Source organism: Kordia antarctica, assembly GCF_009901525.1.
GTDB classification, from domain to species: Bacteria; Bacteroidota; Bacteroidia; order Flavobacteriales; family Flavobacteriaceae; genus Kordia; species Kordia antarctica.
The window spans coordinates 3,457,124-3,474,070 of record NZ_CP019288.1; the positions used below are offsets into that span (position 1 = coordinate 3,457,124).

General features: G+C 35.7%; 10 protein-coding genes. 4 read left to right on the forward strand and 6 right to left on the reverse strand.

Going from position 1 to position 16,947, the window contains the following annotated elements; genetic code table 11:
• Nucleotides 1–171: 171 nt before the first annotated feature.
• The 3 genes from rpmF to pdxA form a co-directional block, all read right to left on the reverse strand.
• On the reverse strand, nucleotides 172–372 hold the full coding sequence (gene rpmF, locus IMCC3317_RS14360) for a 50S ribosomal protein L32 (protein ID WP_160130189.1): 201 nt from the start codon (nucleotides 370–372) through the stop codon (nucleotides 172–174).
• Between the two features lie 8 nt (nucleotides 373–380).
• A complete protein-coding gene (locus IMCC3317_RS14365) occupies nucleotides 381–920 on the reverse strand; it encodes a YceD family protein (RefSeq protein ID WP_170293852.1) in 540 nt (179 codons plus the stop codon).
• A 74-nt stretch (nucleotides 921–994) separates the two neighbouring features.
• A complete protein-coding gene (pdxA, locus tag IMCC3317_RS14370; protein WP_160130190.1) occupies nucleotides 995–2,041 on the reverse strand; it encodes a 4-hydroxythreonine-4-phosphate dehydrogenase PdxA in 1,047 nt (348 codons plus the stop codon).
• A gap of 57 nt (nucleotides 2,042–2,098) precedes the next feature.
• Between pdxA and IMCC3317_RS14375 the strand changes: the two genes are divergently transcribed.
• From IMCC3317_RS14375 to IMCC3317_RS14390, 4 genes are all read left to right on the forward strand, one after another.
• Nucleotides 2,099–2,695, forward strand: coding sequence for a riboflavin synthase (locus tag IMCC3317_RS14375; protein ID WP_160130191.1), 597 nt, complete (start codon nucleotides 2,099–2,101; stop codon nucleotides 2,693–2,695).
• Nucleotides 2,696–3,209: 514 nt separating this feature from the next.
• Entirely contained in the window at nucleotides 3,210–4,376 is a 1,167-nt protein-coding gene (locus tag IMCC3317_RS14380) for an efflux RND transporter periplasmic adaptor subunit (protein ID WP_160130192.1), read from the forward strand.
• Nucleotides 4,377–4,379: 3 nt separating this feature from the next.
• Complete coding sequence (locus tag IMCC3317_RS14385; protein WP_160130193.1) at nucleotides 4,380–7,670, forward strand: efflux RND transporter permease subunit; 3,291 nt, start codon at nucleotides 4,380–4,382, stop codon at nucleotides 7,668–7,670.
• On the forward strand, nucleotides 7,660–8,979 hold the full coding sequence (locus IMCC3317_RS14390; RefSeq protein WP_160130194.1) for a TolC family protein: 1,320 nt from the start codon (nucleotides 7,660–7,662) through the stop codon (nucleotides 8,977–8,979). Before IMCC3317_RS14385 ends, IMCC3317_RS14390 begins: the two co-directional genes overlap by 11 nt.
• 326 nt (nucleotides 8,980–9,305) lie before the next feature.
• Here the strand turns inward: IMCC3317_RS14390 and IMCC3317_RS14395 are convergent, their stop codons facing one another.
• The 3 genes from IMCC3317_RS14395 to IMCC3317_RS14405 all read right to left on the reverse strand — a co-directional run bounded on the left by IMCC3317_RS14395 (nucleotide 9,306) and on the right by IMCC3317_RS14405 (nucleotide 16,909).
• Nucleotides 9,306–12,347, reverse strand: coding sequence for an FG-GAP-like repeat-containing protein (locus IMCC3317_RS14395; protein ID WP_160130195.1), 3,042 nt, complete (start codon nucleotides 12,345–12,347; stop codon nucleotides 9,306–9,308).
• Between the two features lie 57 nt (nucleotides 12,348–12,404).
• A complete protein-coding gene (locus IMCC3317_RS14400; protein ID WP_160130196.1) occupies nucleotides 12,405–13,502 on the reverse strand; it encodes a hypothetical protein in 1,098 nt (365 codons plus the stop codon).
• Between the two features lie 362 nt (nucleotides 13,503–13,864).
• Nucleotides 13,865–16,909, reverse strand: coding sequence for an FG-GAP-like repeat-containing protein (locus tag IMCC3317_RS14405; protein ID WP_160130197.1), 3,045 nt, complete (start codon nucleotides 16,907–16,909; stop codon nucleotides 13,865–13,867).
• Between the last annotated feature and the right edge of the window lie 38 nt (nucleotides 16,910–16,947).

The following is a 16,947-nucleotide window of genomic DNA, read 5'->3' on the forward strand; positions in this document are numbered from 1 at the left end:
TAACGTTGGTTTTTTTTGTTTTTTTAACAAAAATTCATTAGAAACTAAACGAAATTACTAAAATTCTGTGATAATCTCGGCAAAATATATCGTTTTTACATTTTTAACAAAAAATTGAACAAATAAAAAACTCTCACGAAAGTGAGAGCTTTTATGACTAAACATTAAATATTATGCTAAGTTTTCTTCAGTTGTATTGTCAATTAATACTTTTCCTCTGTAGTATAGCTTTCCTTCGTGCCAATGAGCTCTGTGATATAAGTGTGCTTCACCAGTAGTTGAGCACGTAGCGATTTGAGGAACTGTCGCTTTGTAATGTGTTCTTCTCTTATCTCTTCTTGTTTTGGAGATTTTTCTCTTTGGATGTGCCATTTTGTATGTTATTTATTATCCGTTAATAGTTTTTTTAATGTATTCCAACGAGGATCTGTTTCCTCTTCAGTTTCTTTTTTTCCTGTACCAGGTTGTAATTCTTCTAATTTTTCTAATATTTCAGACTCTAATGTTCCATCTTCAATACCAGGATGTATTCTTTTTGAAGGCATTGCTAACACAATCATTTCATATATGTATTGTGCAACATTGATTTCGTACTCTCCGTGTGTAACGATGAGAATTTCTTCATTTTCATCATTGTATTCGTTTCCGAATTGCACAATCAAGTCCAAATTGCTTTCAATTGGCTGCTCATAAGGCTCATTCGTCAAATCACAATTTACATTTACAGTTCCTATTGCATTGAAGGTTAATTCAAGCATGGTTGCTTTTTTGTGAAATTCTAACGTAGCTTTTATAGCAGTTTCATTGAATTCATCAAAGTCAAAAAGTTTAAAGAACGAATTATCAATTTGATATTCGAATTGGTGCTTTCCTTCTTTTAATCCCGTAAAAGGAATATTAAAGTCCTTTAGTTCCATCATCTTAAACATCAGTTTCGAGCGTGCAAAGATATAAATTTTTCTTAATGTACGTTAAGTTGTTAACATTTTTTTGTTTATATCTTGGGAAGCTGCTTTTTTAATGGGTTTTTTGCAATTACTTTATAGGTTTCTCTAGTCCTAAAAATCTGTATTCCAGTGAATACTGCTTCTTTGAAAGAGTTATGATCTGCCTGGTTTTTCCCAGCAATTTCATACGCAGTTCCATGATCTGGTGATGTACGTACTCTATTAAGTCCTGCCGTGAAATTCACGCCTTGTCCAAAAGATAACGTTTTAAACGGAATTAATCCTTGATCGTGATATGCTGCTAAAATGGCGTCAAAGTTTTTGTAATTGCTTGATGCAAAAAAACTATCTGCCGCATACGGACCAAAAACTAATTTTCCTGAATTTTTAATCTTTTCCAGTGTTGGTTTTAATATTTCATCATCTTCCACACCAATAACACCATTATCTCCAACATGTGGATTAATGCCTAAAACAGCAATTTTCGGTTTGCTAATTCCGAAATCTTGTTTCAAAGTATTATAGATAATGTCTACTTTTTTCTGAATGAGTTCTGGCGTAATCGCTGCCGAAACATCTTTTACAGCAACATGATCTGTTAACAATCCAACTCTTAAAGAATCATTTACCATTAACATCAAACTATCGCCTTCTAAAACTTGTCCTAAATAATCTGTATGTCCTGGAAACTTAAAATCTTCCGATTGTACATTATGTTTGTTAATTGGCGCTGTCACCAAAATATCAATGGTTCCTTCTTTCAGTGCGTTGGTTGCTTCTACAAACGATTCAATGGCAAACTTTCCAGCTTGTTCCGTTGATTTTCCGTATTCAATATCCATAGAATCTTTCCAAATGTTTACCACATTTACTTTGCCATCTAGCGCTTTGTCGGCACTTGGAATTCCATGAAAATTTGTTTGTATGTTGAATTGCTTCTTCTGAAATGATAAAATTTTAGTAGATCCAAAAATAACAGGCGTACACAATTCTAGCATCCTGCTATCTTCAAATGTCTTCAGAATTACTTCTGTTCCTATACCATTCAAATCACCAACCGAAATCCCTACTTTTATTTTTTCCTCTTTCTTCATTTAGGTATTAAAACTTTTTATTTCTAATTTTACATGCAAATTTAACCAAATAAATAGATGTTTACAGGGATTATTGAAGAATTAGGTGTGATTACACATCTAGAGAGCGAAAAAGAAAACCTCCACATCACAGTTCGGAGTAGTTTAACGGAGGAATTAAAAATTGATCAAAGCGTTGCACACAATGGTGTTTGCTTGACTGTTGTCGATAGAAATTTGGATGAGAAGACGTATGTCGTTACAGCAATTCAAGAAACTTTAGAAAAAACAAATGTGAGAACTTGGCAAGTAAATGATCGTATTAATTTGGAACGCGCTATGAAATTGGGCGATCGTTTAGACGGACATATTGTGCAAGGACATGTAGATCAGGTTGGAACATGTATTTCTATTAAAGAAAGTGATGGAAGTTGGTATTATACATTTGAGTATGACGAATCTTTAAGCAACATTACTATTGAAAAAGGTTCAGTTACGATAAACGGTACAAGTCTTACTGTCGTAAACTCGGGAAACAATACATTTTCAGTTGCTATTATTCCATACACGTATGGCCACACCACTTTTCAATATTTGAAAGTTGGGTCGCTTATAAATCTAGAATTTGATGTTATAGGAAAATATGTAGCAAGACTTCAGGGGCGATTGAAGTAGTTACTTATTCATTTTTTTCCTTATACCATACAAAAGTCCAGCAACTAAAACACCTATAAGTCCAGCATCTATCGGGAATCCCGGTGGAGGCGGCGGTCCAGGTGGCGGTGGTACGATTTGGGCGTGTGTTAATGTCAAAAAAGCTAAAGCGATTATAACAAAGCACACCAGGGTCTTTTGGTTCACTTTTGCCATTACGGTGTAAAAGTATAAAATTATAGGGTTCAAAAAAATGTTTTACGTTATATCATTGCTAAATTATCTATGAAATGACTAAAAACAACGTCAAACACGTATTTTCACTAAGGTTATTTCGCATAATTTTTAAAAATAGCTACTTGAAAAGTAGTTAAAATGCAACAAATACAAAATAATTAATAACTGTTTTACAATAATTGTGCCTTAAATAATTCTAATCAAGTTACATTTCATACGATATTAAGCTTTTTTTAAGAGTTTAAAAGTAAACTAATGGATAAATTTGCAGTCTAACCATCTAAAATAATCCCGCCAAATGCGAAAAATTATACTTTCGGTTCTTGGAGTCCTCATTATCGTAGGAGCTTTTTTATCTGCAAAAAATATGATTGCAAACAAAAATAAGCCAAGACCTGTTCCTGAAAAAGTAGTAAAAACGGTGTATACTGATACTGTTCAGAATACAACAATACCAATTGTAATTCCTGCAAATGGAAGCCTTGTGGCAAAACGGCGTGTGGAATTATACGCTGAGGTACAAGGAATTTTTAAAACTAGCGGAAAATTATTCAAGCCAGGACAAAAATACCGTCAAGGAGAAACACTCATTCGTATTGATGCTGCCGAATATTACGCAGGCGTACAATCAGCTAAAAGTAATTTGTACAACGCTATTGCAGCCATTATGCCCGATTTGCGACTCGATTTTCCAGAAGTATTTCAAAAATGGCAAACCTATCTGAATAATTTCGATTTAAACAAAACAACGCCAACCTTACCTGAGTTGACTTCCGACAAGGAAAAATACTTTATTACAGGTCGCGGAATTGTATCAAACTATTATACCGTAAAAAACCAAGAGCAACGATTGGCAAAATATACCATCCGAGCACCATTCTCTGGAATTTTAACACAAGTATTGCTCACAGAAGGTTCATTGGTTAGAAGTGGACAAAAATTAGGAGAGTTCATTGATGATTCTGTTTACGAAATGGAAGTTGCTTTAAGCAAAACCTACGCAAGTTTATTAAAAGTGGGCGAAAAAGTTGCCTTGAACAATCTTGAAAATACCGAAAATTATTCCGGAGTCGTTTCCCGTGTCAACGGAAGTATTGATCCAACTACACAAACGATTACGGCTTTTATAGAAGTTAAAAATGAGAAGTTGAAAGAAGGAATGTATTTAGAAGCCAACTTAAATGCAAAAGAAGAAACAGACGCTATTCAAATTAATAGAAATTTATTGTTAGAAAGCGAGCAAATTTATGTTGTAAAAGATAGCATTTTAGACGTTATTGACGTAAAACCTGTCTATTTTTCAGATACGAAAGTTGTGCTGAAAAATGTGCCAAACGGAACAATTATACTTTCCAATCCTGTTCCTGGAGCATACGCTGGAATGGCTGTAAAACCATTTAAAGTTGCTTCAGAAAAAGACGAAACAACGACTACCAATGACGATACTAAAAAAGCTAAACAATAGGTTATGAGAAAACTAATTGCCTATTTCATTAGGTATCACGTTGCGGTAAATGTATTTATCATTGCATTTTTTGCGTTTGGTATTTTAGGCGCGTGGTCGTTAAAATCTTCCTTTTTTCCATTGGTAGATTCTAAAATTATCAATGTAAATATTGCATATCCTGGCGCGTCTCCACAAGAGATTGAAGAAGGAATTGTGCTTCAAATAGAAGATAATCTCAAAGGCTTAAAAGGTGTAGATCGTGTGACATCAACTTCGCGTGAAAACAGCGGAACGATTACCGTTGAGATTGAAAAAGGAGAAAATATTGACTTCATGTTACTAGAAGTCAAAAATGCTGTTGATCGTGTTCCGTCGTTTCCAACAGGAATGGAACCGTTGGTTGTTGCCAAACAAGAAGCTGTTAGAGAAACGATTTCATTCGCGCTAAGCGGAAAAAATGTTCCGTTAACAACTTTAAAACAAATTGGTCGCCAAGTTGAAAATGATTTGCGCGCCATTGACGGAATTTCGCAAGTTGCCATTTCTGGATATCCTGCGGAAGAAATTGAAATTGCTGTCAACGAAGCCAATTTATTAGCTTATAATTTGACGTTTGCAGAAGTTGCCGCAGCCGTGAGTTCGTCAAATATTTTGGTGACTGGTGGAAATATAAAAACAGACGCTGAAGAATATTTAATTCGTGCCAATAATCGTTCGTATTATGGTGATGAATTGTCAAATCTTGTCATTCGTGCTACGCCAGATGGGAAAACTGTTCGGTTAAAAGATATTGCCATTGTACGCGATCGTTTTTCTGAAACGCCAAATGCTACGTATTTCAATCAAAATTTATCGGTTAACATTTCTATCACAAGTACAAATAATGAAGATTTAATCACTTCGGCAGATAAAGTAAAAGAATACATTGAAGATTATAATCACAAGTACGAAAATGTGCGTTTGGATGTTGTGCGCGATTTATCGATTACGCTAAACCAACGTACAACACTTTTATTTTGGAATGCTTTATCAGGAATTGCGCTAGTATTAATCTTTCTATCCATATTTCTAAACGTACGTTTGGCATTTTGGGTAGCGTTTGGATTGCCAATTTCATTCTTGGGAATGTTCATTTTTGCAGGTCAATTTGATGTCACTATCAATGTATTATCACTTTTCGGAATGATCATCGTGATTGGTATTTTGGTGGATGATGGAATTGTCATTGCAGAAAATATTTATCAACATTATGAAAAAGGAAAAACGCCCGTTCAAGCAGCAATTGATGGAACTATGGAAGTAATTCCGCCAGTAGTTTCCGCGATTATTACAACGTTATTAGCGTTTTCACTATTTTTATTTTTAGATAGTAGAATTGGCGAATTTTTCAGTGAAGTCTCCGTTGTCGTAATCTTGACTTTGCTTGTTTCATTGGTGGAAGCTTTAATCATTTTGCCTGCGCATTTGGCACATTCCAAAGCATTGAGAAAACAAAAAGTAGACGAAAATCCTTCGAAATTGAAGCAATTCTTCTCAAAAATGCGTGTTGTTAATGAGTTTGGAGATAATTTTATGAGCTATTTGCGAGACAAATTATATACACCAATTTTAGGATTTGTATTGCGATTTAAAATATTCTCGTTAGGTGTTTTTATTGCGTTATTAATTCTAACTGTTGGTGCTACAATGGGAGGCACAATTGGTGTTACGTTATTTCCATCTATTGCGAGTGATCGTGTTTCTATTGAATTAGACATGCCAAACGGAACCAACGTACAGATTACAGATTCTATCATTTCGATGATTGAAGAAAAATCATTTATCGTTAATAAAGAATTTACAGAAAAATATTTAAAAGGAACTGATAAAGAATTGTTTGAAAACACAATTTTGACCTTAAATAGTAGTTCTAGCGCACGATTGGTTATTAATTTGTTGCCAGGGCAAGAACGTCCAGATGCCGTTAAATCTTCTTTAGTTGCCAACCGATTGAGAGAATTAGTCGGTCCAGTGATTGGAACAGAACGTTTAATTTTCGGTTCAGGTGGAAACTTCGGCGGAAGCCCAGTTTCTGTAGCATTACTAGGAAATAATATCACGGAACTGAAAGCGGCAAAAGAAGCATTGAAACAGGTTTTAAGCGATAATCCGCTTTTAAAAGATGTGGAAGACACAGATCCGGCAGGAATTAAAGAAATTCGTTTAAAACTCAAAGAAAGTGCTTATTTACTTGGTTTAGACTTGCGTACGGTAATGTCGCAAGTACGTTCAGGATTTTTTGGTACACAAGCGCAACGTTTTCAGCGTGGACAAGATGAAATTAGAGTTTGGGTTCGATACGATCGGAGCAATAGAGCTTCTATCAATGATTTGGATGACATGCGAATTGTAACGCCAAGCGGCGAACGCGTAACGTTGAAAGATATTGCTTCGTACACTATTGAACGTGGAGAAGTTGCTATTAATCATTTAGAAGGACAACGTGAAATTCGTATTTCGGCAGATTTAAAAAATCCAAGCGCAAGTTCGACAGATATTTTAGATGATCTTAAAAACAACACAATTCCAGATTTGCAATCAAAATACCCAACAATTACTGCTGCTTTTGAAGGACAAAATAGAGAGAAAGATAAATTATTAGGTTCATTATGGGATGCGGGAATTCCAATATTAATCTTAATTTATATTACAATTGCGTTCACGTTCCGAAGTTACAGTCAGCCAATATTATTGATACTTTTAGTACCTTTTAGCTTAACGGCTGTTGCTTGGGGACATTGGTTATTAGATTTTTCTGTAAATATTTTATCACTTTTAGGAATCATCGCGTTAATCGGAATTATGGTGAACGATGGTTTGGTGCTCATTGGAAAATTCAACACGAATTTAAAAGAAGGCATGAAATTCGATTTGGCTTTAAGCGAAGCTGGAAAATCACGATTTAGAGCAATTTTCTTAACGTCATTAACAACAATTGCGGGTTTAGCGCCATTATTATTAGAAAAAAGTAGACAAGCGCAATTTTTAAAACCAATGGCAATTTCTATCTCGTTCGGAATTGGTTATGCAACAATTTTAACATTACTCGTTTTGCCATTATTCTTATCGTTCAGTAACAGTATTAAGAAAAATGGAAAATGGTTGCTCACAGGAAAAGATGTGACGAAAGAAGAAGTAGAACGCGCAATTAAAGAACAGCGCGAAGGAGAACATCTTTCGGAAGAAAAAGAAGATTTTGCAGCAATAAAAGACGAAGAAGTACACACATTTGATGAACAAAACGAAAACGAACATAAGACGGATGAACAATAACATATATCTTACCTGGATCTTCCTTTTCTTCGGAATCTACGCAAATGCGCAAGAACAAGTTTTAACGCCAGAAGAAGCTATTCAGTTGACGTTGGAACACAATTATGGAATTAAAATTGCTAATAATACGGTAAAAGTTGCCGAAAATAATACGAGTATTTTTAACTCAGGTTATTTGCCAACCTTAACGGGAAATGCTGGCGCAACGTATAATTTGGATAATACGGAAGCCGAATTTTCAAATGGAACAACAACGACGTTAAATTCTGCAGAAAGTTCACGTTACAATGCTTCTTTAAATTTAAACTATACACTTTTTGATGGTTTAGGTCGAAAGTACAATTACAAACGTTTAAAAGAGCAATATCAATTATCGGAATTGGAAGCACGTGAAACTATTGAAAATACAGTATTGCAACTATTTTCAGTATATTATTCGGTAGCGCAACTTTCAGAAAATACGTCAGCGATTATGGAAACGTTTGAAATTTCTAAAGATCGATTGACAAGATCAGAATATCAATTTGAATATGGTCAGAATACAAAATTGGAAGTTTTAAATGCGCAAGTAGATATCAATAATGATAGTATTACAATTGTTAATACGGAACAACAATTGAGAAATACCAAGCGTGATTTAAACGTAATTCTTGGAAATAAGCTTACGCTAGATTTTAATGTTGATACAACTATTAACTTTGCGTTTGAGCTTGATAAAGAAGCGTTGTGGACAAAAACGAAAGCAACGAATGTTTCGCTCTTACAAGTAGAAAAAAATATTAATATTAGCTCGTTAGATGTAAAATCGAACCGATCTCAATATTTGCCAACAGTTGGTTTGACAGGAACGTACGGTTGGAACAAAAATAACAACAATGCAGCTTCGTTTGTGGCAGTTTCTACCAACACAGGATTATCTGGCGGAATTAATTTAAGTTGGAATTTGTTCGATGGCGGAAGCACGTTAATTAGTGTAAAAAATGCAAAAATTACACTAGAAAATCAACAATTGCAAAAAGAGCAAATTCTGATTGATATTGAACGTAATTTTAACAATGCTTGGGACGATTATCAGAATAAAATCTTGATTTACGAATTGCAAGAAAGAAATATTAAAACGTCACAAAACAATTTTGATCGTACCAAGGAAAAATTCAAAATAGGACAAGTAAACTCTATCGAATTTCGTCAAGCACAATTGAATTTATTAAATGCGGAACTCAGCAGAAACCAAGCAAAATACAACGCAAAACTTGCGGAATTGGTTATTTTACAATTGAGCGGCGATTTGTTGAATGTGAAGTTTTAGAAACTAGATATTAGACCGCTTTTAGACTCCTTGGACTGGCTTTAAAACGTCATTACGGGAAGCATGACGAAGTAATCTGTTTCTTTTAATTAACGAATTGTATTTAGCTTGTTTATCGGCACGAGTTGTGAAACTCGCGCTAGCGTTCAATGCTAGAAAAAGTCTAAAATTCCAATAATCCAAGCAAGTCTAAGAAGTCTTTTTCTTTGAAAAAGAAAACTCCAATACTTTAAAAGCATTGGAGTTTTGTATATTATTCTAATTATAAAATAGCTAGCGACACGTTTTTGTTCTTGATTCTAAAAGCGCAGTGATCTTGTATCTTTTTATCGTTTGATGAATTTCTGCGTGTATACTTTTCCATCAGATTCTAAACGTAGAATATAGTTTCCTTGACGTAAGTTTGAAACATCAATGGAATGTTCTGTCAATTTTAAGTTCATCATACGTTTTCCTTCAATGTTAAAGATCGTTGCAATTTTTCCAACTAAGTTGATCGGACTGTTGATATTCATCACTTTTCCAACAGGATTTGGATGAATTGTAATGCTTTCCAACAACGCTTCATCTTCAATACCTAATGCTTGTCCTTCAGTAATTACATGATGCGTATTAATTGTAGGATTCAGCACATTATCAATAGCACCAGATGGCCAGTAAATAATAATATTTGTAATCGCAGTATCTGTTCCGATTCCGAAATGTGTATTTAATGTACTCATAAAACGGAATCCTTCTCCACTACGTACATCACGAATTTGAACTCCGGAAGCTGTATGAACTTCCACTCTAGCGCCAATTCCGTTAATATTACTTCCAACTCCAGTCGTGGTAATTTTTATCCAATTATTAGTATTTGTATCGTTTGTGTATAATGTAGTTCCTGAAAGTGCATCAATAAATCCGTCATTATTCATATCTCCAAAAGAACCATTATTTCCAGATAAAACCCCGTCATATACTGAAAATGTCATGTCGCCATTTCCGAATAGAATACTTCCGTTAGAAGCAACATCTAAGTTTCCGTCGTTGTCAAAATCGTACGTTGCATTTTCGATTCCTGTATTGGTTAAGTTTGGCAATATTCCAGAAGCGGCAGTTACATCGGTAAATGTACTGTTTCCGTTATTTCGCATCAGTTTGTGTGTTCCGTTTGAAGTAGAACTTGCACCTACAAAAACGTCCATATCGCCGTCGTTATCAAAATCTCCCCAAGCGGAAGACCACGTTTGTACTGGGTCAGCTAAACCTATGGTAGAAGCTACTTCTGTAAAAGTTCCAGTTCCGTCATTTTCATGCATTTCATTGATATTAATCGTAGAAGATCCTCCACGACATTTAGCAATAAACATGTCCATATCTCTATCATTATCATAATCAATCCAAACAGAACCATAGTTTCCTCCACCAGCAATATCTCCAAGTCCACCTTGGTTAAATACTAGGTTTCCACTTCCATCATTCAAATAATATACATTTGGATCAACATCATGACACACAAAAGCATCTAAGTGTCCATCTTGGTTTAAATCAACAAAGTTTGAACGTTGTGAGAATACATATTCTGATCCAGAAATTTCAGTAAATCCTGTTCCTGTTGCATTTGCTCTCATAAAGGTAACACCATTTCCTCCACCATATAATAAATCGGTAAATCCGTTTCTATCAAAATCGGCAGCAGCCAAACTCCACGATGGCGTATTGTTTGCGCTTGTAGTTGTAATGTTTGTTGCCGTGCCGCTTAAACCTCCAACAGCTTGTTGATAAAAGATATTTACATTGGTTGTTCCAATGGAAACAATATCGTCTAAAAAGTCACCATTCATATCTACGGCAGCTCTTTGTGTTCCTGAAGTTGCCACAGTAGATGTTGTAAATGTAGCTGGCGGTGGCGGCGCTAACGTTTCGAATGTTAATGGTCCGCCCCAAATACTAGCATCTAATCCGCAAATGGCACGAACATATACTTCGTAACTTGTTCCTGGATTTAAGGACGTTATATTTACAGTTGTTGACGTTGCAGCAGTTCCTGGACCTGTTGGAATTCCTGTTCCGGCTGGCTGTATTACATATTCCCAAGCTGTTTCTCCGTTGTTTGCTGCCCAAGAAACGGTTGCTGAGGTTTGTGTGATTGCAGAAGCGGCTAAACTTGAAGGTGCAATACAAAACGATCCACATGTTTCTACACGTACATAATCTATAGACATATCTCCTTGAAAACCTGTTCCTGTTCCTGTATGGCTAAATTCTAAGTAAATTACTTGCCCTATGTATGTATCTAAATTGACACCAACAGAAACCCAAGCTTCTGCTCCGCTTGTTTGTAATTCTCCAGTTTGTGTAAATACTGTAGTAAAAGGTCCTGAAGCAGACGTACCAACTTTTACGTTTAAAGTTCCCATATCATCTCCAAAAGCATGTAAGTAGAATGAAAGTTCAGCGCCATCTGTCGCTGATGATAAATCTATTGCTGGACTTACTGCGGAACCTGTAGATGTAGTATTTCCTGAAGCTTCAAAATTCATAAAGTTTGCACCACTAAACGCAGTGTCTGGTCCAGTTCCAGTAGATCCAGAAGCGTTAGGAATTTCCCAACTTCCGTTTCCAGTATTTAAGTTTCCTGTCCATCCAGAAACAGTATCAAATTCTTCTGTAAAGATAAACGTAGAAGCTCCTGAACCACACGTTATACCAACTGGCGGCGGCGGCGGACAGTTACTTTGCGTAAGCGAAGTACTATTTACGTTACAGTTTGTATCTTGATCATTTAGAATAGAAATTACAACGTCAGTTGCATTTGTAAATGGTCCAAACTGAACTGTTCCAGCTGTATTTAAAGATTGCGTAGCACTTGATTGATTATCCGAAACGGTTAAAGAAGTCGCACTTCCAAGGTTAGAAACGTTGACATCTACTAAAAACCCGCCACTTGTAGCACAATCATTTACAACAGTATACGTAGCTGTTGGGTTGGTACAGGTTGCACAGTTTACATCAAAATCCCACGATGTATATCCGTTACCACTACAATTAATAGTTCCATCAGAATTGATAGAAACCGTAATCGTATCTCCAGTTGATTGAAATGTAAGACCTGTTAAGTCTCCAGCATTTCCATATCCGTTGTATAATTCAGTTCCGTTTGTATCCAATACGATGAGTTCATCCCAAGTATTTTCTACTTCACCTGCGTTAAAGGTGACTTGTAAATCTGATCCATCAGAACTTACAAAAACAAAACTTGTAGTATCATTATTTACATAACAATACGTTGTATTTACAGGACCAACTAAGCAGTCAACTGTTGTTTGTGCGCCTGCAAAAAAGCAGGAAGCTATCAAACTTATTAGTAACATAATTTTTTTCATATGCTGGATTTTATACTACAAATACATAAAGAATTCATAGTGTTATTTTAGTTATTATTAATCGCATTCGGTGGTTAATCCATCAATCCATTGACCAATAAGAGTGACGGCTTCTTCGTGAATAATAGTTCGTCCAAGTAAAGGCATTCTAAATTCTTCAGCTGTTGTATTGATTCTATAATACATAACTGAGCGTTCTTTTAAGGAAGGTGTTACAATATTTACCATTCCAACAATTTCTGTATCAGGATCTACACAAACACCTAAGTTTGTTTCGTCAGCAGATTCATCAAACGCAAAACGCACAGGTCTGTAGTCACAATGTGATAATTCTGAATGACAATGTGCACAATTGATATCAATATATGAGCGAACGCGTAAGTCAATTGGTTGCGTTGCATCGCTCCAATCTACAACCGTATTAATCGTTGTTGGTAAGTTATCTTCTAAATAACCTTCATCAACTAGCTTTTGTAATTGATTCTGAGAACCATCTGTGTACCCGAATAAACTATTTAAGTTTTGCGGTTTTACACCAATAGGAACAGAGTTTGTACCTTGTTTATGACAAGTAAAGCATTCCACACTGGAAGGAATTCTGTAGTTTGTGCTTTTTGCAACGCCATTTTCCAGAAAGTCTACATTTGTAAATGAACCTGTTAGACTAAATGTCGCTTCCGTTTGCTCATCATTCCAAACGTAATCGGCAAAATACCAATCGTCTGCTTTTTTTAGCATTAAGCGAGTTTCAATAATACGCGTATTATTAGCAGGTTGTACGTTGTTGTAATAAAACGTTTTGATGAGTAATGTTCCGACAGGAAATTCAATAAGTTCATTGTCAGCAACATAGGTTGCTTGCACATCGCTTGGCATCCAAACGAACCTTTTCTTTTTGGCGTAGTCTGTAAATAAATTTGAAATTGGCTTGTATGGAATGACACCTAAAACAGGTTCTTGATCCTTTATTTCGCCTTCAAAAAAGTTGTATTCTGAAAGTGTGTCAAAAGGAAAGGCGTCCATATCTAATACAACTGGCGACACAGGAATTGGTACATAATCGTCGTCTGTAACGGGATTTTCATCATCAGAACAAGAGAAAAGCATAGCAAAAAGTAGTGCTATACTAGCAATTTTTGTTAGTTTGGTAATCATGCGGTTGATTGATTAAGGCACTAATATAACAAATTTATTGCATGTTATATTTGATTTTTAGTGAGTTACTCTTTATATATAACAACTGAATGTACTTTTGTCCTACCTTTTGGTGAGTTTTGTTTTGAAACACTATCTATTTTGTAGCAATTTACAAATGAGCATTTACTGTTATGAGAAGCTAAACTTGATTCAGCCTAACGAAAAAGTCTAACAATCCAAGCAAGTCTAAGAAGTTTATTTCTTTGAAAAAGAAAACTCCAATACTTTAAAAGCATTGGAGTTTTGTATATTATTCTAATTATAAAATAGCTAGCGACACGTTTTTGTTCTTGATTCTAAAAGCGCAGCGATCTTGCTTTTTATCGTTTGATGAATTTCTGAGTATATACTTTTCCATCAGATTCTAAACGTAAAATATAATTTCCTTGGCGTAAGTTTGAAACATCAATTGAATGTTCTGTCAATTTTAAGTTCATCATACGTTTTCCTTCAATGTTAAAGATCGTTGCAATTTTCCCAACCAAATTAACGGGACTATTAATATTCATCACTTTCCCAACAGGATTTGGATGAATAGCAATACTTTCTAAGGTTTCATCTTCAACACCTAAGGTTTGTCCTTCGGTAACCATATGATGTGTATTGGTCGAAGGATTCAACATATTATCAATAGCTCCAGATGGCCAGTAAATGATAATATTTGTAATTGCAGTATCTGTTCCGATTCCGAAATGTGTATTTAATGTACTCATAAAACCGAATCCTTCTCCACTACGTACATCACGAATTTGAACTCCGGAAGCTGTATGAACTTCCACTCTAGCACCAATTCCGTTAATATTACTTCCAACTCCAGTCGTGGTAATTTTCACCCAATTGTTAGTGTTTGTATTGTTTGTGTATAATGTAGTCCCCGAAACTGCATCAATGAATCCATCATTGTTTAGATCACCAAAAGAACCATTATCACCTGCTAACACATTTTCATATACTGTAAACGTTAAATCACCATTTCCAAATAGAACACTTCCGTTAGAAGCAATGTCTAAATTTCCATCATTATCAAAATCGTACGTTGCGTTTTCAATTCCTAAGTTTGTTAAGTCTGGCAATATTCCAGAAGCAGCAGTTACATCGGTAAATGTACTGTTTCCGTTATTTCGCATCAGTTTGTGTGTTCCGTTAGACAGAGAACTTGCGCCAACAAAAACGTCCATATCTCCGTCGTTATCAAAATCTCCCCAAGCGGAAGACCACGTTTGTATTTGATCTGCTAAACCTAGCGTAGAAGCTACTTCTGTATAAGTACCAGTACCATCATTTTCGTGCATTTCATTAATGTTAATCGTAGAAAAACCTCCACGACATTTTGCAATGAACATATCTAAATCTCTATCGTTATCATAATCAATCCAAACAGAACCATAGTTTCCTCCACCAGCAATATCTCCAAGTCCACCTTGGTTAAATACGAGGTTTCCACTTCCGTCATTCAAATAATATACATTTGGATCTAGATCATGACACACAAAAGCATCTAAGTGTCCATCTTGATTCACATCAACAAAATTTGAACGTTGACAGAATACATATTCAGGTCCTGAAATTTCAGTAAATCCTGTTCCTGTTGCATTTGCTCTCATAAAGGTAACTCCATTTTGTCCACCATATAAAAGATCTGTAAATCCATTTCTATCGTAATCGCCAGCAGCCAAACTCCAAGCAGGCGGAAAGTCTGCAGTTGTAGTAGTAATATCTGTAGCTGTTCCACTTAAACCACCAACAGTTTGCTGATAGAAAATATTGATATTTGTAGCTCCAATAGAAACGACGTCATCCAAAAAGTCACCATTCATATCAACGGAAGCTTTATGCGTTCCCACAGTAGAAATCGTTGATGTTGTAAAGTTCGCTGGCGGTGGCGGCGCTAAGGTTTCAAATGTTAAAGGTCCAGCCCAAGTACTAGCATCTGATCCGCAAATAGTACGCACATATACTTCGTAATTTGTTCCTGGGTTTAAGGACGTTATATTTACAGTTGTTGACGTTGCAGCAGTTCCTGGACCTGTTGGAATTCCTGTTCCGGCTGGCTGTATTACATATTCCCAAGCTGTTTCTCCGTTATTTTCTGTCCAAGAAACGGTTGCTGAGTCTTGTGTAATTGCAGAAACGGCTAAACCTGAAGGTTCAATACAAAACGATCCACATGTTTCTACACGTACATAATCAATAGCCATGTCTCCTTCAATCCCTGTTCCTGTTCCTGTATGGCTAAATTCTATATAAATTACTTGTCCTATGTATGTATCTAAGTTGACACCAACAGGAACCCAAGCTTCTGCTCCGCTTGTTTGTAATTCTCCAGTTTGTGTAAATACTGTTGTAAAAGGCCCTGAAGCAGACGTACCAACTTTTACATTTAAAGTTCCCATATCGGCTCCATAAGCGTGCATGTAGAATGATAATTCAGCACCACTTGTTGCTGTTGATAAATCTATTGCTGGACTTACTGCTGAAGCCGTTGCTGTTGTATCTCCAGAAGCTTCAAAATTCATAAAGTTTGCACCACTAAACGCAGTGTTTGGACCAGTTCCAATAGATGTAGAACCATCAGGAATTTCCCATGAACCGTCATCAATGTTTAAGTTTCCTGTCCATCCAGAAACAATATCAAATTCTTCTGTAAAGACAAACGTAGAAGTTCCTAAACCACACGTTACACCAACTGGCACTGGCGGCGGACAACCACTTTGCGTAATTGAAGTACTGTTTACACTACAGTTTAAATCTTGATCATTTTGGATAGAAATAACAATGCCTGCTGTGTTCGGAAACGGTCCAAATTGAACCGTTCCGGGAGCACTTAAAGCTTGTGTAGGACTCGATCTGTTGTCAGAAATTGTTAATGAAGAAGCTGAACCAAGGTCAGAAACATTGACATCTACTAAAAACCCGCCACTTGTAGCACAATCATTTACAACAGTATACGTAGCTGTCGGATTGATACAAGTTGCACAGCTTACATTAAAATCCCACGAATCAAAAGCGTTATTATTACTAGTGCAATTAATTGTTACATCAGAATTGATAGAAACCGTAATCATGTTTCCATTAGACTGAAATGTAAGACCTGTTAAGTCTCCAGCATTTCCATATCCGTTGTATAATTCAGTTCCGTTTGTATCCAATACGATGAGTTCATCCCAAGTGTCTTCTACTTCACCTGCGTTAAAGGTGACTTGTAAATCTGATCCATCAGAACTTACAAAAACAAAACTTGTAGTATCATTATTTACATAACAATACGTTGTATTTACAGGACCAACTGAGCAGTCAACTGTTGTTTGTGCGCCTGCAAAAAAGCAGGAAGCTATTAAACTTATTAGTAACGTAATTTTTTTCATAGGTTAACTTTTTTTATAAATTGGTTTTTTTATACTAC